Origin of the sequence: Gordonia namibiensis NBRC 108229 (assembly GCF_000298235.1) — a bacterium.
GTDB lineage: Bacteria > Actinomycetota > Actinomycetes > Mycobacteriales > Mycobacteriaceae > Gordonia > Gordonia namibiensis.
In genome coordinates, this window is record NZ_BAHE01000007.1 from 74,637 (window position 1) to 92,159 (window position 17,523).

Sequence of the window (17,523 nt, forward strand, 5' to 3'; positions counted from 1 at the left end):
GTGATCCCCCGGCTCAGATCATCACCCGCAGGGGACCTGCGGGGACCTCGACACCCAGGGACGCCAGCGCGGCGGCGTGATAGGTGGTGCTGGTGACATGGATCGCGTGGTGCAGTCCGGCGTGCGCGTCCCGCCAGAACCGCTGCAACGGATTGTCCATCCGCAGCGCGTTGCCGCCAGACCGATCGAAGATCTCGTCGGCCGCGCGGACCGCGCGCCAGGCGGCACGGATCTGATTGCGTCGCGAGGTGGCCCGCATCTCGAAGTCGATCTCGGTACCGGCGTCGACGAGGTCGTAGATGCGATCGACGTTGCCCAAGAGCTGTTGCCGGGCGGCGTCGATCTCGGCGGCCGCCTCACCGAGTGCGTGCAGGACGTAGGGGTCGTCCTTGATCGCGCCACCCGTTGCGGCCACCCGATCGCGCTGATAGGCGATTCCCGCTGCCAGCACACCTTCACAGATACCGATGGTCGCCGAGGTGATCCCCAGCGGGAACATCGTCGACCACGGCATCTTGTAGAGCGTCTCGGTGACGCCGTACTCCTTCGCCGCAGTGCCGTCGATGACGTCCCCGGAGCGCATCACACGATGTGCCGGGATGAAGGCGTCCTCGACGATGATGTCCTTGCTGCCGGTTCCCCGGAGCCCCACCACATCCCAGGAATCCTCGACGATCTGGTAGTCCGACCGCGGCAGGATGACATGCAGACCGACCGGCGGCATCAGCGGTTTGCCGTCCGCGTCACCGGTGAAGGCGCCGAGGAAGATCCAGTCGCAGTGGTCGGTGCCGGAGGAGAACTGCCACCGCCCCGTCATCCGGTAACCGCCCTCGACGGGTGTTGCGACACCACCGGGCATGTAGGGCGACGCCTGCCAGGTGTCCGAGTCGCCGCCGAGCACTTCGTCCTGGACCCGCGGGTCGGCGAAGGCCAGCTGCCACGGGTGGACGCCGACGATCCCGCCGATCCATCCGGCCGACCCGTAGATGCCCGCCGTCCCCATCACGGTTTCGGCGAACTCCCTCGGGTGCGCCTCGTACCCGTCGTAGGTCTTGCGCTGGAGCAGCCGGATGATGCCGGATTGCTTGAGTCCCTTCGCGACATCGTCGGAGAGTCGTCCGAGTTTCTCGGACTCCTCCGCACCCGCGCGCAGTTCGTCGGCCATGTCCATGACCTTGTCGAGCACTTCGTGGCTCATAGGTGTTCTCCTCAGAAGTGAGCGCCGGCGGCGCTCGGTGTTGTCGATGGGGTCAGGACACGGACTGGCCGGCGCCCTCGCGGTTCGGTGCCGAGGCCGGGTTCTGCGCCAGGGCGCTTCGCCCGGCGGCGAGGTTCTCGTCGACCTCGGCTTGCCAGCTCTTCAGTGCGCGTTCGGTGTCGATCTGGTACTCGAATCGATTGACCATCTCCGGCGCGATGTCCTCGACGTCGACGTAGAACTGCTCGTACCAGCGCCGGAGCTGGTAGACAGGCCCGTCTTCTTCGCACAGCAGAGGATTGTCGATGCGCGACTTGTTCTTCCAGATCTGCACGTCCTGTTCGAAGCCGATGGCGACTCCCTTCGCAACGGCCTGTGCGATCTGGTTCGCCTGCTCGTCGGCCATCCCCGCGGGCTTCTCGACGAGCACGCCGTACTGCAGCCGGAACGATGTCGGCGAGATCGGATAGTGGCAGTTGACCAGGTAGATGTTCGGGTCGCCGTCGTGATCACGGCCGCCGCTCCAGAGCTTGTCGATCATGTACGAGGGTCCGAAATACGATGCGTCGGACTGGCTCTCGGTGCTGTAGTTGGTGCTCTGGCTCACCCCGGCCGCATCCGCGCGGGGTCGCGACCGCATGACCTGACTGGCGATGTGCCCCTCGAAGACGTTCTTGAAGTAGGTCGGCATGCCGTAGTGCACGTAGAAGAAGTGCGCCATGTCGACGACGTTGTCGACGATCTCGCGGCAGTGCGATCCGGTCACGTCGATCGAGTTCCACACCCAGTCGGTCCAGCCCTCGTCGCCGTAGGTCGGGATCTCCGGGATGGCGAGCTCGGGGGGCGGAACCGATCCCTGCGGATCGTGCCAGACGAACAGCTGGCCACTCACCACCGTGGACGTCCAGGCCCGTGTTCGCGCAATGGGCGGAACCCTTTTCGCGTACGGGATCCCGGCGCACTTGCCGTCGCCGCGCCAACGCCAGTCGTGGAAGGGGCAGGCGATCGTGTTGCCCTTGACGGTTCCGAGCGCCAGGTTGCCGCCCATGTGCCGGCAGAAGGCGTCGAGCACGTTCAACGTGCCGCCCTCGCCGGCGAAGACCACGAGTTCGGTACCGAACGCGGCCACCTGGTGCGGAGCTCCGTCGGCGAAATCGCGAACCAGTCCGAGGCAGTGCCATCCCCGGGCGTAACGCTGTGGCGGCGCACCGGTGTCGATGTCCCTGACTTCGCCGCTGGGTTCGATGGTCGTACTCACAACGCCTCCTGATCGGATGATCGCGACCGTGCCACTCGTCGCGGTGTCCTCAGCTTGGCAACCAGGGCGCCCGGTGTGACGTGGGTCTCCCATCGAGTGGGAGGGCTTTTCGGCACCACCGCGAGTTCAGTACTCGATCGTGATCTTCTCGCCCACCGACTCGGCCTGGCAGGCCAGGATGTATCCCTCGGCGATCTCGTCGTCGGACAGAATCTCGTTGTGCGCCAATCGAACCTCACCCGAGGTGAGACTGCAGACGCACGCGCTGCACGCCCCTTCCCGGCAGGAGAACGGCGCATCGAGACCCGCCTCCAGCAGCGCGTCGAGGAGCTTCTTCCGGCCCCTCCAGGGCACCACGTGCGATTCGCCGTCGAGGTGGACCTCGACCGAACACCCCGGATCGTCGTCGTCCTCGGGCGCCTCGTCCCCGACGGGGCCGGCGGCGTCGAAGGGGTTGCCCTGCAACGAGACGAACCGCTCCGCATGAACCCGACCACGCTCGATGCCCAGCGCCTCGCACACCGAGGCGACGAGGTCCATCAGCGGCGGCGGTCCGCACACGTAGACCTGCCGGTCGAGGTATGGCTGCAGCAGAGCAGACAGGCCCGCACCGGTCGGCCGCCCCTGGACGGAGTCCAGCAGGTGGACGACGCTGAACCGGGTGCCGTGGCGATCCGCGAGCTCACGCAGCTCCTCCGCGAAGACGACCGACCGCTCGTCGCGGTTGGCGTAGATGAGCGCGACGTGTCCGGAACCCGCGACGAGGATCGACTTCGCGATCGAGATCACCGGGGTGATGCCGCTCCCGCCGGCGATGAGCACGACCGACTCGTCGAGCGACTTCGGGCCGAACGTACCCGCCGGCGGGAGGACCTCGAGTTCATCCCCCGACGTGATCGTGTCGCAGACCCAGTTGGAGCCGTGACCGCCGTGCACGCGTTTGACCGTGACCTTGAGGGTCGTGTCCACGTGAGGCGAACTCGCGAGCGAATAGCATCGCGCTCCCCCTCGGCCCTGGTCGGGCACCCGGATGGTCAAGAACTGGCCCGCGGAGTAGCCGAACGCCGCAGTGTCCTCGGGCGCGGGTTCGACCAGCAACGACCTGGTGTCGTGCGTCTCGTCGACGACACCGACGACCCTGACTCTCCGGCCGCGCCGATCGTCACGGCCGTCAATCCTGTCCCAGATCATGGTGCCCACCCATCCGATGTGTCATGTACCGTTTCGACATCCGATCGAGTGACCCAGGCCACTCGAAGCGCCGAACAGACGGGAATCATACGAATCGGCGCCCCCGATTCCGGCGGTCGTTCCGCTGGACGGGAAGCCCATCGGCGGAGGCCGTCCGCCGGGGCGAAGATGGGCAACCGGACCAGCACCCCGTGGCGAGAGCCACAACACGCGGGGTACTGTGACGAGCATCACGGAGGAGGATTGGTGAGGACGACACAGACGAGCGACGGACCCATCTCGGTCGTGGATCGGATCTCGGCGGTACTCGAGGCGTTCAACGGATCGGCCCCGATGACACTGGCGCAGGTCACTGCGCGCACCAAACTACCCCGATCGTCCGTGCATCGGCTGCTCGAGCAGCTCGCCAGTGCCGGCTGGCTGGCCCGGTCACCGGAACAGACCTACGAGCTCGGGGTCAAGGCCTATGAGATGGGCCAGGCCGCACTCAACCAGAATCGTCTGCTCCGAGCCGCACGGCCGGTGATGCACGCATTCGCCCAGCGGACGGGTTACACGATCCAGTTGGGCGTCGTCGACGGCGGTGACACCGTCTACCTCGCGAAGGTGAACGGGCGGCTCAGCGGCCCGACACCCACCGCGGTGGGCCAGCGGGTTCCCGCCCATCTGACCGCCCTCGGGAAGGTCATCATCGCGTACGCGGAGGTCGCCCCGCGGCAATCTCCCCGGGGTCTGCACAAGCTCGACGACGGCACGCTCGTCAAGCAGACCGCCCTGTCGATCACGAGCCCCGCCCAGTTCGACGCCGAGCTCGCCCAGATCCGGGACCGCGGTGCAGCTTTCGACCGCGGTGAGGCCTTCCCCGGCGTCGCCTGCGTGGGCGTCTCGATCGGACCGCACGATCACATCTACGGCAATCTCGCCGGCCTCTCGGTCTGTGCTCCGGTGGGCGCGGTTGATCTCCGAAAGCTCATGGGGCCGGCCCGTATCGTGGCCGGTGAGATCTGGGAACGTTGCGTCGCAGCAGATCTCACCGACCACTGAGGACCCTCTACGTGGTGGTACCCGGGGCGCCGGCCAGATGGGCCGCCATGTCGGCGACGGCACGGTAGGCGAACACCATCCCCGATCCGAGTGGTGTACCGGGCCCCGGATAGACCTCACCCGAGACCGAGGCCGAGGAGTTCCCCGCCGCGTACAGACCACGGATCACGCTGCCGTCTGCTCGACACACCGCGCCCTCGGTGGAGATGACCGCACCACCTTTCGTACCGAGGTCACCCAGCACCAGGCGGACCGCATGGAATCGCGAACCGTCGAGGGACGGCAGGCACTGTGCGGCGTCCTGCGCCCCGACGAAGAACCGGCCGTAGGGATCTTCTCCGCGCGCGAAGTCCTCGTCCCGGCCCGCTACGGCGAAGCCGTTGTACCGATCGATTGTCGCCGTGAGCTTCTCGACGTCGAGGCCGGTGGCCGCCGCGAGCTCTCCCACGGTCGAGGCGGTGTGCCACAGGCCCGCCTCGGTCATCGCGGCGCGCTCCGGCGCGGGCACGCAGATCGCCGGGAGTTCGTCGCCGAACCGGTTGTCGAAGACGAACCAGAACACCTCGCCGGCCCCGTCGCGCATCCGCTGCAACATCGCCCGGCCCATCTGGTCGTAGGGCAACATCTCGTTGGCGAACCGCTGCCCCGTCGAATCGACGATGATCCCCGCCCGGACCCCGAGGGTGAACGCGGCGCGGCCGTTCGGGAACAGAGTGGCGGGACACCACCAGGACTGGTCGAGCAGGTCCACCTGCGCCCCCACCTCCGACAGCATCCGCAAGGCGTCACCGCTGCCGGTGTCCGGATGGGACGCCGACCAGTCTGCGGTCGGCATCTGCTGGTGAACGCGCCGCAGTTCGGCGTTGCGCTCGTAACCCCCTGCGGCAACGATGATCCCGGCCCGGGCCCGGATCGTCCGTCGGTGTGCGCCGGCGCTGACCTCGAGCCCAACGACGTCCCCCGCGTCGTCGACGATCAAACGCTCCGCCGCCGTGCCGAGATGCAGGTCGGCACGGCCCGACTCGTCGAGCGCCAGCACCATCCGGGCTATCCAGGCCTGGCCACCGTCGAGTACGGAGCGGTCGACCTCCATGCCGAACTGATCGGCAGGGACCGGCGGCCGGATGTCCCGCAGGCGGTCACCCAGCTCGTCGGCCGAGATGGAGGCCGCGAAGATGCTCCGGCCGTGGTCCTTCCGGCCGGGGGCCGCGTAGTAATCCGGAAATGGGCGGTGCTCCAGGGGGATTCCCACCTCGTCCTCCAGGAAACGCGCCACCTCCGGGCCGGTTTCCAGGAACGTCCGCTGCAGGGCCTCGGCGGTGCGGTCGCCCACGAGTGACCGAAAATAGGCCAGCCCGTTTTCGACGGAATCGTCGACACCCTGCCGTTCCAGTACGTGGTTACCCGGTAGCCACACGCTTCCACCGGAATACGCCGACGTACCGCCGAAGTACGAACTCTTCTCCACCACACACACCGACAGCCCGCGCTTCACCGCGGCCAGCGCACCGGCGAGCGCGGCGCCACCCGAGCCGATCACGACGACGTCGTAACTGCTGTCCCACTGCTGATCATCCACGGCCATCAGGCGCCACACCCCTGCTCGGAATCATCGCCGATCGCGCATCGATCGGCGCCACATCACGAGACGCTAGCCGCGGCGGCCGCAACCCACGTGGGGGTCTCCCGCTCAGAGGGAGCCGTTCCTGGAGACCAGCTCCAGGCGGTGGCCGTCGGGGTCGGCGAGGACGCCGATCGCCATCCCGTAGGAGGCGTGCTCGACCACCGGGGACACCTCGGTCCCGCCGCAGTCGACCCCGCGTCGCAGGGCGGCCGCCGCGTCGGCGACGTTCAGGACCAGCTTGTTGAACATGTTCCCGTGATCGGGTTTTTCCTCCCCCGCGGCACCTTTCGGGCGGATCAGCTCGATCCCCGCCGTGCCGGCGCGCAGGATGACCGCATCGAATGCCGGAGTGGCGAATTCACGCTCGACGACGAATCCCAACCCGCGAGCGTAGAAATCGGTCGATCCGCGCAGGTCGGACACCCGAACCGCGGCGAGCGACAAGACGATCCCAGTCTCGTTCGGGGCCGCTGGGCTCGGGTTCATCGGGTTTGGGACCCGCCGTTGAAATCGAGTGTCTGGCCGGTCATCCCGCCGGCCTCGTGAGAGGCGAGGTACGCGCAGAAGGCACCGACCTCGATGGGATCCCCCAGCCTCCCGATCGGGATCTGGGTGAGGATTCGTTCGATCATCTCCGGAGGCATCTTGTCCTCGAGATTCTTCTGATGGCCGAGTGCCACGATGTTCGCGGTGACCCCGTACTGGCCGGTCTCGGCTGCGAGGTGCCGGATGAATCCCTCGATCCCGCTCTTGCCCGTGGCGTACATCGTCTGGTTGATGTTCTGACCGGTCCGTGCCGAGCCGGAGGAGATCTGCACGATGCGTCCCCAACCGTTGTCGCACATACCGTCCAGGACGACCTTGATGCAGTTCATGGCGCCGAAGATGTTGAGGTCGATCGGCGCACGCCACTCCTCCGGGGCGAGGTCACGGAAGGGCTTGATGACCCGACCCTCGGCCACACCGGCGTTGTTCACGAGGATGTCGACGTGCCCGCCGAGTTCGGCCTCGGCCGCCCGCACGGCCTCCGCGGTGGCGTCGATGTCGGTGACGTCGAAGGCGGCGGCGATCCCGCGATTGCCCTCCTCGGCGATGGCCGCGGCGACCTTCTCGGCCCGGTCGGCATGCAGGTCGTTCACGATCACCGAAGCGCCTTGGCGTGCCAGCACTTTGGCGATCCCCTCACCGACGCTCTGTCCGGCACCACTGACCAATGCGATATGTCCGGTCAAATTGAACAAGGAAGTCTCCTTCGAAGAATGGAATCGGCCAGAGGGTCTCGCGGCGGTGCGCGGAGACGACGATCGGCTCGTGCAGTCAGTTCACCGCAGTCGCTCCGGCAAGTCAATGATTTTGGATCGCTTTTTGAATCCAATCAGCTACGCTCCCCTGCATGACGTCCGATACAGCTCCCAGCGCGCAGCCTTCCGACGACGAAGCAGCGTCGATCATCACGTCGTTCACCGACGGCGTCGCCCGGCTGACCCTGAACAATCCGCGTCGCAAGAACGCCATCACCCTCGACATGGCCGCCGCCATCGAGCAGTTCTGCGACCAGGTCGCCGCCGACGACAGCATCGGCGCAGTCGTCGTCGACGCCGCGGGCACCTACTTCTGCAGCGGTGCCGACACCCGCATCCTCGCCGCCGCCTCCGCCGATCCCGCCTCGCCGGAGTCGGTCGTGCAGTTGTCCGCGGTCTACAAGGCCTTCATGCGCGTGGGTTCGCTGCCCGTGCCGACCGTCGGCGTGGTGGTCGGCGGGGCGGTGGGCGCGGGCCTCAACCTGGCACTCGCGGTCGACCTGCTCATCGCCACCCCGGACGCCAAGCTGGACAGCGGTTTCCTCGCTCGGGGTATCCACCCGGGAGGCGGGCACATCACTCTGCTGAACCGGGCGATGGGACGGGCGAACACCATCGCGCTCGCCGCGTGCGGTCAGTCACTCACCGGCGAACAGGCCGTCGAACGCGGTCTGGCCTACGCCGCCGCCCCGATCGAGGACATCCCCGCGATCGTGGACGGACTCACCGCACCCGCCGCACGTGATCCCGAGTTGACCCGCCGCGTCATGTCCAGCGTGCGACTCGAGCTCGGTCCGCCCGCGGTCACCTGGGACTCGGCGGTCGAGATCGAGCGCGGTACCCAGATGTGGTCGATGGCCCGCAAGGGGCAGAACTGGTCGTCGCGCGGACCCGGCCGGTCATGACCGCCCTCCACGAGACCCGCGGCTCGTCGGTCGGGGTCGACGACGCCGCCCTGGAGGCTCTGCGCACCGAGGTCCGCGAGTTCCTCCGCGACGAGATCGCCCGCGGCGCATTCGTTCCCGACGTCGACAGCTGGATGACCGGCTTCGACCCCGCGTTCAGTCGACGACTGGGCGACCGCGGATGGCTCGGCATGACGATGCCGACCGAATACGGCGGCCGGGGACGCACCCCCGTCGAACGATTCGTCATCACCGAGGAACTCCTCGCCCACGGGGCCCCGGTCGCCGCACACTGGATCGCCGACCGGCAGATGGCCCCGGGCATCCTCGCGAACGGCACCGAAGAGCAGAAGCGCCGCTACCTTCCCGGGATCGCTTCGGGCGAGATCTATTTCGCGATCGGGATGTCCGAACCGGATGCCGGTTCGGATCTCGCGAGCGTCCGCACCCGGGCGAGGGACACCGGTGACAGCTGGACCGTCAGCGGCACCAAGGTCTGGACCACCGGCGCCCACATCTCCCACGCGATGGTCCTGCTGGCACGCACCGACGGCACCCCGGAGGATCGGCAGCAGGGCCTGTCCCAGATCCTCGTCGACCTGTCCCATCCGGACATCGAGGTACGCCCACTGCGGAGCATCGACTGCCAGGCCCACTTCAACGAGGTGATCTTCCACGATGCCGTCGTCGACAAGTCGGCACTGCTCGGGCGCCGGGGCAACGGGTGGCAACAGGTGATGAGCGAGTTGGCCTTCGAACGTTCCGGCCCCGAGCGATACCTCAGCACACTGCCGCTCTTGCGGGCATGGGCGGATCATCTCCGCGGGACCGGGGCGACCCCCGCACAGCGCCGTACCCTCGGCACCCTCACCGCGCAGGCGTGGGCGTTACGACAGATGTCCTTACGCGTGGCGGCCGAACTGTCTGCCGGCGGCAAACCGGATGTGCTGGCCGCCATGGTCAAAGACCTGGGCTCGACGTTCGAGGGCGAACTCGTCGATGCTGTTCGCAGCGCGTCGGGCGTCATCGCACGAAGGAGCGGAGGCACTCCGCTGGAGCGTCTCCTCGGCCAGAGTGTGCTGCACACACCCGCTTTCACCCTCCGGGGCGGAACCAACGAGATCCTGCGCGGCATCGTGGCGCGGGGAATGGGGATTCGATGAGCGAACTGGCCGCCGAACTCGTCGCGGCGACGACCTCGATTCTGGACCGGGTCACCGTCGGCACCGAGACACCGCCGACGGGCATCGACACGGAACTGTGGGCAGCCCTGGCGGATTCGGGCTTCACCAATCTCGATGTTTCCGACGCCGCCGACGGGCAGGGCGCCGATCTCGAGGACGCGCTCGCCGTGCTGTCCGCGGTGACCGCAGCCGGGGCGATCACCCCGTACGTCGAACATGCGCTCCTGGCCGCATGGCTCGCCGGCGCAGTCGGAAAGTCACCGGAGGGGACCACCGCGACGATCGCGGTCGCCGACGCCCTCGACTCGCGTCTCGACCGCACTGCCGACGGTGAGGACCGCCTGATACTCAACGGGATCGTGCGCGACGTCGTCCACGCGACCTCCGCCGACTCCGTTGTCCTACTCCTACCCACCGCCGACGGACCTCTGGTGGCGATCGTCGACCTCGGTGATCCCGGGGTGAACGTCGCAGACGGCACGGACCTGCTCGGGGTGTCGTTCGGCGACATCCGATTCGACGAGGCGGTGGCCGACTTCCACGCCGATTCCCCGTTCGAGGCCGCCGATGTCCGGTTGCGAGGCGCGCTGGCGTATTCGACGGCACTGGCCGCAGCCGCACGCACCGTCCACGACCTGACCGTGCAGTACGCCTCGGAACGCATCCAGTTCGGCCGACCGCTCGCCAAGTTCCAGGCCATCCAACAGCGACTCGCGGTGATGGCGGCCCGGACCACCATGATGGAGACCGCGACACGAGTCGCCGCCGAGGCGACCTCGCACGATCCGGGCGGCGCCCGGGCCGCGGTGGCCGCGGCAAAGGTGGTGACGTCGGCATACGCCGACGAGGTGGCCGCGGCCGGACACCAGATCCACGGTGCGATCGGCTTCACCGCGGAGCACCGGCTCGGCCGGTCGACGACGGCGCTCTGGACATGGCGCGACCGGCACGGGACCGAAGCCGAATGGGCCGATGTCCTCGCCGGGCGGGTGCTCGACGGTGGCGCCGACCCGTGGGAGATCATCACCGGGACCGAAGCGCCGGAAGCCTCGCCGGAGAGTGCCCGATGAGCGCGGATCTCGTGGGTGACGAGAAGACCGGGGTCGATCCCCGGGCAGCGTGGCGTGCCGCCGAGTCGGCCGTCGACCACGGAATCCTCAGCGGTCTGCGGGTTCTCGACCTGAGTCGGGTCCTGGCCGGCCCCTACACGGCGCAGATCCTCGCCGATCACGGTGCCGAGGTGATCAAGGTCGAGGCGCCCGCGGGTGACGAGACCCGAGGGTGGGGACCCCCGTTCGAGGACGAGGGCGCCACGAGCGCCTATTACCAGAGCCTCAACCACAGCAAGGAGAACATCTGCCTCGACCTCCGAACCGACGCGGGACGGGAGGTCCTCGCCGATCTCCTGGCCGGTGCCGACATCGTGACCGAGAACTTCAAGGCCGGCACGATGGCGCGGTGGGGTTTCGACTACGACACCGTTCTCGCCGAGCGGCACCCTCGGATGATCTATTGCCGCATCACGGGTTTCGGCGTCGACGGACCGATGGGCGGGCTACCCGGATACGACGCGGTCCTCCAGTCGTTCGGCGGTCTGATGAGCGTGAACGGTTACCCCGATGGCAATCCGCTGCGCGTGGGCATCCCCATCGTGGACATCGTCGCCGCCAACATGGCGGTGAGCGGCATACTCCTGGCGCTGTACGAGCGGGACCGGAGCGGCCGCGGGCAACTGGTGGACATGACACTGCTCGACTCGGTGATCTCCATCCTGCATCCGCATGCCGCGAACTGGGTCTCCGGCGGTGCGATACCGCAGCGCACCGGCGACTTCCACCCGACCGTGGTGCCCTACCAGGTCTTCTCCGCTCGAGACGGCGACTTCTTCGTCAGTGCGGCCAACGACCGTCAGTTCCGTTCGCTCGTCGAGGTTCTCGGGGTGCCCGGGCTCGCCGACGACCCGCGGTTCGTGCACAACGGCGAGCGGTCGCAGCATCGCGTCGAGTTGACCACCCTTCTGGGCGAACGTATCGCGCAGTGGGACCGGGACGATCTCGCGGAACGGCTCGAGCGCGCGGGAGTCCCGGCGAGCCCGGTCAACAATGTCGCGGAGGCACTGACCTCGCTGCAGGTCCGGCATCGGGAGTTGTTCCTCGACACCGACGAGTATCGCGGCGTCGGTGTCCCGATCTCGTTGAGCAGGTCGACTCACCGCTCACCCCGCCCGGCGGTACGTCGCGGCGAGCACACCGAGGAAGTCCTCGCCGCCCTGGGCTACGACCCGAGCCGGTTGGCCGAGCTCCGGTCGTCGGGCGTGTTCGGCGACGGGTAGGAAGGACACCATGGGACGCAACACGACCGCGCCATCCGAACCCGCACAGTCGCGGTCGGTCAGACGTGTCGTCGCCGAGATCGAGCGCATGATGGCGACCGGTGAGCTACTTCCGGGACAGCCGATCCGACAAGAGTGGATGGCCGAGCGTCTGGGTGTCAGCCGACTCCCCATCCGGGAGGCCCTGCGCGAGTTGACCGCTCAGGGGTTGGTGGCCCACCGGCAGAATGTCGGGTACACCGTCGTGCGGTTGGACCAGGACGAGTTCGACCAGATCTACCTCATGCGTTCGGCGCTGGAGCGCGAGGTCCTCGGTCGGCTCCCCCGGTTCGACGCCGCGGCACTCGACGAGATGCACGTCATCGCCACGCGGATCACCGAGGCCGCGGACCGCGGTGACATCGTCACGATGCGCACCGAGAACCAGATCTTCCACTTCGCGATGTTCGAGCGCTCCGGGCTTCACCTGGTGGTCGCCGAACTGCGCCGGCTCTGGAAACTCGCCATGCCCTATCACGCTGCGTACCTGTACGACCCGGCCGGACGGCAACGTGTGTGCGGGGAACACGAAGAGATGATCGACGCCCTGGCCGAGGGTGACAACGCCCGCCTCATCGAGCTGATGAACGAGCACCGGCGCGGCGGCGAGGCCAACACCGGGATGATCCTGGGTGGTGGCCGGCCGTGACATCACCGTGGGATCCCGACCTGGCGGCCATCGTCGACCGGATGGCCGCTGCCGGCGCCAAGTCGGTTCGCGAACAAGGTGTGGCCGGCATCCGGAAGAGTCTGGAATCGATCGTGCGCCCACCCGGCCCGGACATGTTCTCGGTCACCGACGCGGTCGCCGATGGCCACGGCGCCCCGGTCCCGGTCCGGATCTATCGCCCGCATGCCGCTCCGAAGACCGGTGCGGCAGCGCTGGTCTGGTATCACGGCGGCGGGATGATCATGGGATCGCTGAACTCCTTCGACCGCCTGGCCCGCGACCTGGCCGAGGCCACCGGCGCCGTCATCGTCAACGTCGACTATCGGCTCGCGCCCGAATACACCTATCCCGCAGGAAACGACGACGCGTACGCGGCGCTCGTGTGGACCCACCGGGTCGCGGCCGACCTCGGCGTCGACCCGTCGATGATCGGCGTCGGGGGCGACAGTGCGGGAGGCGGACTCGCCGCCGCAACTGCGCTGCGCAGCCGAAACGAGCAGGGACCGGCCATCGCCCAGCAGGTTCTGTTCTATCCCGGTGTGGAGCGGCGTCGTGATCGGCCGTCGATGCGCGAATTCGGTGACAGCCCGTTCCTCACCGCCGAGGACATCGACTGGATGAAAAATCTCTACCTCGGCAGCGATTCCTCACTCGACGACGAGTACGGGACACCTGCGCTCGCCGCCGACCTCTCCGGACTCCCGCCTGCGATCATCGCGGTCGGACACGGTGATCCGCTGCGCGATGGCATCGAGGAATTCGGAGAGCGTCTCCGCGAGGCCGGTGTGCCCACCGCCCAGTTGCGCTATCCCGGTGTGGGACACGGGTTCGCGATGCAGGCGCCGTCGGTGGCGCGGGGTCGTGCGGCGCTCGCCGAGGTCGGCGCCCTGGTCGCCGCGCGCTTCCGCCATCCCGTGCCCGCGGCGAAGCACTGATCCCCGCGCTCAGGCGCGGGCGGGCGCCAGCAGCTTCTTGATCGGGACGCTCTCGTCCGCGAACAGCTCCGGGGGTGGACGGTGACCGCGATTCAGTGCGGTCCGCAACGTCATGAAATCGGCCGGCGAGTTGAGGCACTCCGCGGCGACCAGCCGGCCGCCGGAGAAGTACAACGACACCTGACGGTCGGGCCGCTTCGGGTCGGTCCGGTGCACCACTTCGCTGTGCCCGCCGGACAATCCGACGATCTGGAGCTTCTGCGCCCCCTGGTCGGACCAGAACCACGGCGTGGGTCGGGTCGCCGGTTCGGCGCCGAGAAGGATCGCCACCGCCGTATTCGCCTGCTCGGTGGCATTGTCGACGGATTCCAGCCGGTAGCGCCGCCCACTCGCGGACACGTGGATCGTGCAGTCCCCGATCGCGAGTGTCCATCCGTCGGAGGCCAGACAGTTGTCGTCGACGACGATCCCACCGTCGCACTCCAGTCCGAGCATCTCCCCGAGTTCGGTCCGTGGTTCGGCACCTATCCCGACGATCACCGTCGCCGCGGGAACGACCACGCCGTCATCGAGACGCACGCCCCGGATGCGGTTCGGGCCGCCGTCGTCGGTATCGGTGTCGGAGCGGACGATCTCGACAGGTCGCCGGCCCAGCAGGACGACGGTTCCCATCGACTCGTGCGCGTTGAGAAGCGCTGCTGCGGTATGGGTCCCGACCGCACGGGCCAGCAGACGATCGGCCGTCTCGATGACCGTTACGTCGCTACCGGCGGCACGGAGACCCGCGGCGACCTCGAGACCGATGAAACCGCCGCCGATCACCACCGCCGGACCGGCGGTGGCCCGCTCCCGGAGCAGATCGGCATCGTCGAGGTCGCGGAGGACGAGGACGTCGGGATGGTCCGCACCCGGCAGTGCAAGGCGACGGGCTCGAGCGCCGGTGGCGAGGACGAGTCGATCGAAAGCCTCGCTCCGACTACCGTTCTCGTCGGACAGATCCAGCACCACACCATCGTTGGTGCGATGCACACCGGTGACGCGGGTCCGCCGATGCAGCTCGATGTGCTGATCGTCGAAGTAGGACTCCGCCCGCAACGACAGCGTCGAGGGATCGATCGCGCCCTTGAGCAACCCCTTCGAAAGCGGCGGCCGATGGTAGGGCACGTGCGGTTCGTCGGTGAACAACGCGATCCGGCCGGTGAAGCCGTCCGTGCGCAGCCGGTCCGCGAGATGAACTGCAGCGTGCGACGCACCGACGACCGCGACGCTGTGTGGCGTCACCTCAGACCTGTTCATCGGGGATGGTGACGTGGAGGTCGGTGTCGGCCAGGGTGAGCTGGCACGACAGACGCGAGGTGTCCTCGCGATCCGACGACGTGCAGTCGAGCATGTCGTCCTCGTCCTCGCTGATCTCGGGGAACAGGTGGGCTTCTTCGGGATCGAGGTAGACGTGGCACGTCGCGCAGGACAGGGTGCCGCCGCACTGGCCGACGATCCCGCTGACCCCGTTCTTGACCGCGGTCGCCATCACCGAGTCGCCCGCCGTGCCGTCGATCACCTTCACCGCCCCGTCGGGCTGTGTGTAGAACACCTTGGGCATGCGGACCTCCTACCAGCTGACCGGGAGATCGACGATCGGCTGGGTCAGGTTGTCGTTGTTGATGACCGGGTCACCGGCGAGCTGCAGGCCGGGAAGGCGGCGGAACAGCTCGGCGATGGCGACCTGCATCTCCATCCGGGCCAGCGGAGCGCCCAGGCAGTGATGCATGCCGTAACTCAGTGTCAGGTGTGGGTTGGACTGCCGGCGGATGTCGAACGTGTCGACGTGGTCGATCGCCGCCCCGTCGTGGTTGGCCGACGCCGGGTCGCCCATGATCGCCTCACCCTTGCGGACGAGCTGGCCGTCGAGCTCGACGTCCTCGGTGGCCACGAAGGGCACCAGCCCGCTGGGTCCGCCGACCTTGCCGTTCAGCTCGAAGCGCCCATGACGCAGGATCTCCTCGACCGCGGTGGGCGTCACCCCGTCGATGTCCTCGAGCAGCACTCGGAGCTGGTCGGTGTTGTGCAGGAGCGACAGGACCCCGGCGCAGATGAAGTTGGCCGTGTTGTCGAAGCCGCCGATGATGAGAACCAGTGCCACGGACAGGATCTCACCGTCGGTGAGGGTGTCGTCCTTGTCCTGCGCGCTGGTGAGGTCGCTGAGCAGATCCTCCCGCGGATTCTTCCGGCGCTCCTCGATGAGGGCGAACATGTACATGACCAGCTCGGTCATGTTGGCGGTGGCTTCCTCCTCGGGCATGTTCGCGACCGCGAGCGTCGCCGAGCTCCACTTCTGGAACTTGGGTCGATCCTCCGGCGGCACCCCGATGAGGTTGGCCAGCATCTGGATCGGCAACGCCACCGCGTAGTCGTCGACCAGGTTGGTCGGCGCTCCCTTGGCGAGCATGTCGTCGATCAGCTTGTTGGCGAACTCGACCGCCGAGTCCCGCATCGCCTTGACCCGTTTCGGCGAGATCGACTTCTGCACGAGCTTGCGCAGCTTGGTGTGTTGCGGCGGGTCCTCGAACTGCAGTGTGGTCTTGAGGAAGTCGGGGAACTCCACGAAGTAGGGCACCACCCGCTCTCCGGTACGGAAGGGCTCGCGGACGAATCGGGGGTCGCCGAGCATCTCGCGCGCCACGGCATTGCGGTGGATGATCCAGGCCTCGCCGCCGTAGGGCATGGTGATCTTGGTCATCGGCCGGTCCTCGGCGATCGCCTTGTAGCGCAGGGCCGCCTCGGACGGGGACACCGGCGAGAACGGATAGACCGTGTAGGCCTCGTCCAACTCGGCTGCGCCGGCAGTGGTTTCGGTACTCATGTCAGGACTCCAGGGCTGTGGGAACGTTCGGTGGCGGTCAGACCGGCATCTGTGCCGGGGCGACGACCTGCGGGATCGCCTCGGGCGTGATCGACATGATCTGGTCCCACTGTTGGGCGACGGTCTCGACGGTGAGGGCGGGGTCGTGGATGCCCGTGGTGTTGACCAGTGCGAGCCGGTTGACGATCCCACCCGCGACGTTGAAGACCTCGCCGGTGACCTCACAGGACGGGTGGACGAGGAACGCCGCGACGGGAGCGACGTGCTCCGGCCGGAGCTGAGTCCGCATGTACTCCATGATCTCCGGCGACAAGGTGTCGGCAGCGGCCTCGGCCATACGGGTGCCTGCGCCCGGTGCGATCGCGTTGACCTTCACGCCGGCTTCGAGGCCCTCGAGCGCGAGATTTCGGGTCAGGCCGAACAGTGCGCCCTTCGAACCGCCGTAGTGGGCCATTCCCGGGTTGCCGAGCATCGCCTGCGAGATCGTATTGACCACGCGCGGCGCCGGCGACTCGAGCAGATGGGGCCACGCGGCACGGAGCAGACGCATCGGTCCGAGGAAGTGCACGTCGAGGTGGCGCTGGTATTCGGCGTCGGGCACCTCGCGGAAGGGCGCCGCCCGGACGATGCCCGCGTTGTTGATGACCGCGTCGATCCGTCCGAAGTTCGAGATCGCCGCGTCGACGAGCGCTTGCGCGCCCTCATCGGTGGTGATGTCGGAGGCGACCGCCACCGCTTTCCCGCCGGCGGCGGTGATCTCCGCGGCGACGTCGGCGGCCGGGTCACCCGCCTCGACACCGGAGCCGTCGGTGGTCGAGCCCAGGTCGCCGACCACGACCGAGGCGCCGCGCGAGCCCAGGAGAAGGGCGTGTGCACGGCCGATGCCGCGGCCCGCGCCGGTCACGATCACGACGCGATCGGTGAAGTCGAGTTGTGCTGTCATGTTGTCGTCCTCGAATCGGTTCAGAACAGGTGGGTGGTC

Annotated in this window: 17 protein-coding genes; 7 read left to right on the forward strand and 10 right to left on the reverse strand. The window is 67.9% G+C overall.

The genetic code is table 11. The features are described 5' to 3' along the window. Window positions 1-13: 13 nt before the first annotated feature. The 3 genes from GONAM_RS03630 to GONAM_RS03640 form a co-directional block, all read right to left on the reverse strand. Window positions 14-1,198 carry an acyl-CoA dehydrogenase family protein gene (locus GONAM_RS03630; RefSeq protein ID WP_006865421.1) on the reverse strand — a complete coding sequence of 395 codons (1,185 nt, stop codon included), beginning with the start codon at window positions 1,196-1,198 and terminating at the stop codon, window positions 14-16. A 52-nt stretch (window positions 1,199-1,250) separates the two neighbouring features. Next, window positions 1,251-2,456, reverse strand: a complete 1,206-nt coding sequence (locus GONAM_RS03635; RefSeq protein WP_006865422.1) for a 3-ketosteroid-9-alpha-monooxygenase, oxygenase component — start codon at window positions 2,454-2,456, stop codon at window positions 1,251-1,253. Between the two features lie 126 nt (window positions 2,457-2,582). Then, entirely contained in the window at window positions 2,583-3,647 is a 1,065-nt protein-coding gene (locus tag GONAM_RS03640) for a ferredoxin--NADP reductase (RefSeq protein ID WP_051992464.1), read from the reverse strand. Between the two features lie 246 nt (window positions 3,648-3,893). Here GONAM_RS03640 and GONAM_RS03645 point away from each other — a divergent pair, with 246 nt between their 5' ends. Continuing rightward, on the forward strand, window positions 3,894-4,691 hold the full coding sequence (locus GONAM_RS03645) for an IclR family transcriptional regulator (RefSeq protein ID WP_006865424.1): 798 nt from the start codon (window positions 3,894-3,896) through the stop codon (window positions 4,689-4,691). 7 nt (window positions 4,692-4,698) lie between these two features. On the opposite strand, the gene GONAM_RS03650 is transcribed toward GONAM_RS03645, so the two are convergent. The 3 genes from GONAM_RS03650 to GONAM_RS03660 all read right to left on the reverse strand — a co-directional run bounded on the left by GONAM_RS03650 (window position 4,699) and on the right by GONAM_RS03660 (window position 7,556). Further along, window positions 4,699-6,276, reverse strand: coding sequence for an FAD-dependent oxidoreductase (locus tag GONAM_RS03650; protein WP_006865425.1), 1,578 nt, complete (start codon window positions 6,274-6,276; stop codon window positions 4,699-4,701). A gap of 105 nt (window positions 6,277-6,381) precedes the next feature. Continuing rightward, the gene (locus GONAM_RS03655; protein ID WP_051992458.1) at window positions 6,382-6,801 is read right to left on the reverse strand and encodes a VOC family protein; all 420 of its coding nucleotides are present in this window, start codon (window positions 6,799-6,801) and stop codon (window positions 6,382-6,384) included. Then, on the reverse strand, window positions 6,798-7,556 hold the full coding sequence (locus GONAM_RS03660) for an SDR family NAD(P)-dependent oxidoreductase (RefSeq protein WP_006865427.1): 759 nt from the start codon (window positions 7,554-7,556) through the stop codon (window positions 6,798-6,800). Before GONAM_RS03660 ends, GONAM_RS03655 begins: the two co-directional genes overlap by 4 nt. Window positions 7,557-7,708: 152 nt before the next feature. On the opposite strand from GONAM_RS03660, the gene GONAM_RS03665 reads away from it, so the two are divergent. From GONAM_RS03665 to GONAM_RS03690, 6 genes are read left to right on the forward strand one after another with little or no spacing between them, the layout of a single operon-like run. Continuing rightward, window positions 7,709-8,521, forward strand: coding sequence for an enoyl-CoA hydratase-related protein (locus tag GONAM_RS03665; protein WP_006865428.1), 813 nt, complete (start codon window positions 7,709-7,711; stop codon window positions 8,519-8,521). Then, window positions 8,518-9,684: an acyl-CoA dehydrogenase family protein gene (locus GONAM_RS03670; RefSeq protein ID WP_006865429.1), complete on the forward strand. Its 1,167-nt coding sequence runs from the start codon at window positions 8,518-8,520 to the stop codon at window positions 9,682-9,684. Before GONAM_RS03665 ends, GONAM_RS03670 begins: the two co-directional genes overlap by 4 nt. Continuing rightward, window positions 9,681-10,775: an acyl-CoA dehydrogenase family protein gene (locus tag GONAM_RS03675; RefSeq protein ID WP_006865430.1), complete on the forward strand. Its 1,095-nt coding sequence runs from the start codon at window positions 9,681-9,683 to the stop codon at window positions 10,773-10,775. The genes GONAM_RS03670 and GONAM_RS03675 overlap by 4 nt, the downstream gene beginning before the upstream one ends. Continuing rightward, window positions 10,772-12,037 carry a CaiB/BaiF CoA transferase family protein gene (locus GONAM_RS03680; RefSeq protein WP_006865431.1) on the forward strand — a complete coding sequence of 422 codons (1,266 nt, stop codon included), beginning with the start codon at window positions 10,772-10,774 and terminating at the stop codon, window positions 12,035-12,037. Before GONAM_RS03675 ends, GONAM_RS03680 begins: the two co-directional genes overlap by 4 nt. A gap of 10 nt (window positions 12,038-12,047) precedes the next feature. Further along, window positions 12,048-12,725 (forward strand): GntR family transcriptional regulator, encoded by a 678-nt coding sequence (locus tag GONAM_RS03685; RefSeq protein ID WP_006865432.1) that lies wholly within the window; start codon window positions 12,048-12,050, stop codon window positions 12,723-12,725. Continuing rightward, on the forward strand, window positions 12,722-13,681 hold the full coding sequence (locus GONAM_RS03690) for an alpha/beta hydrolase (protein ID WP_006865433.1): 960 nt from the start codon (window positions 12,722-12,724) through the stop codon (window positions 13,679-13,681). The genes GONAM_RS03685 and GONAM_RS03690 overlap by 4 nt, the downstream gene beginning before the upstream one ends. 9 nt (window positions 13,682-13,690) lie before the next feature. Here GONAM_RS03690 and GONAM_RS03695 read toward each other — a convergent pair whose 3' ends face one another. The 4 genes from GONAM_RS03695 to GONAM_RS03710 are packed head-to-tail and all read right to left on the reverse strand — an operon-like array spanning window position 13,691 to window position 17,484. Beyond that, the gene (locus tag GONAM_RS03695) at window positions 13,691-14,977 is read right to left on the reverse strand and encodes an NAD(P)/FAD-dependent oxidoreductase (RefSeq protein WP_040535272.1); all 1,287 of its coding nucleotides are present in this window, start codon (window positions 14,975-14,977) and stop codon (window positions 13,691-13,693) included. Further along, on the reverse strand, window positions 14,964-15,281 hold the full coding sequence (locus GONAM_RS03700) for a 2Fe-2S iron-sulfur cluster-binding protein (protein WP_005194384.1): 318 nt from the start codon (window positions 15,279-15,281) through the stop codon (window positions 14,964-14,966). The genes GONAM_RS03695 and GONAM_RS03700 overlap by 14 nt, the downstream gene beginning before the upstream one ends. 9 nt (window positions 15,282-15,290) lie before the next feature. Then, window positions 15,291-16,541, reverse strand: a complete 1,251-nt coding sequence (locus tag GONAM_RS03705; RefSeq protein ID WP_006865435.1) for a cytochrome P450 — start codon at window positions 16,539-16,541, stop codon at window positions 15,291-15,293. Window positions 16,542-16,578: 37 nt separating this feature from the next. Beyond that, window positions 16,579-17,484 carry an SDR family NAD(P)-dependent oxidoreductase gene (locus tag GONAM_RS03710; RefSeq protein ID WP_006865436.1) on the reverse strand — a complete coding sequence of 302 codons (906 nt, stop codon included), beginning with the start codon at window positions 17,482-17,484 and terminating at the stop codon, window positions 16,579-16,581. Window positions 17,485-17,523: the final 39 nt, after the last annotated feature.

Coding starts and splice junctions, on each gene's coding strand:
- GONAM_RS03630 (WP_006865421.1), bottom strand. CDS start 1,198: ATGAGCCACGAAGTGCTCGACAAGGTCATGGACATGGCCGACGAACTG.
- GONAM_RS03640 (WP_051992464.1), bottom strand. CDS start 3,647: ATGATCTGGGACAGGATTGACGGCCGTGACGATCGGCGCGGCCGGAGA.
- GONAM_RS03650 (WP_006865425.1), bottom strand. CDS start 6,276: ATGGCCGTGGATGATCAGCAGTGGGACAGCAGTTACGACGTCGTCGTG.
- GONAM_RS03655 (WP_051992458.1), bottom strand. CDS start 6,801: ATGAACCCGAGCCCAGCGGCCCCGAACGAGACTGGGATCGTCTTGTCG.
- GONAM_RS03665 (WP_006865428.1), top strand. CDS start 7,709: ATGACGTCCGATACAGCTCCCAGCGCGCAGCCTTCCGACGACGAAGCA.
- GONAM_RS03670 (WP_006865429.1), top strand. CDS start 8,518: ATGACCGCCCTCCACGAGACCCGCGGCTCGTCGGTCGGGGTCGACGAC.
- GONAM_RS03675 (WP_006865430.1), top strand. CDS start 9,681: ATGAGCGAACTGGCCGCCGAACTCGTCGCGGCGACGACCTCGATTCTG.
- GONAM_RS03680 (WP_006865431.1), top strand. CDS start 10,772: ATGAGCGCGGATCTCGTGGGTGACGAGAAGACCGGGGTCGATCCCCGG.
- GONAM_RS03685 (WP_006865432.1), top strand. CDS start 12,048: ATGGGACGCAACACGACCGCGCCATCCGAACCCGCACAGTCGCGGTCG.
- GONAM_RS03695 (WP_040535272.1), bottom strand. CDS start 14,977: ATGAACAGGTCTGAGGTGACGCCACACAGCGTCGCGGTCGTCGGTGCG.
- GONAM_RS03700 (WP_005194384.1), bottom strand. CDS start 15,281: ATGCCCAAGGTGTTCTACACACAGCCCGACGGGGCGGTGAAGGTGATC.
- GONAM_RS03705 (WP_006865435.1), bottom strand. CDS start 16,541: ATGAGTACCGAAACCACTGCCGGCGCAGCCGAGTTGGACGAGGCCTAC.
- GONAM_RS03710 (WP_006865436.1), bottom strand. CDS start 17,484: ATGACAGCACAACTCGACTTCACCGATCGCGTCGTGATCGTGACCGGC.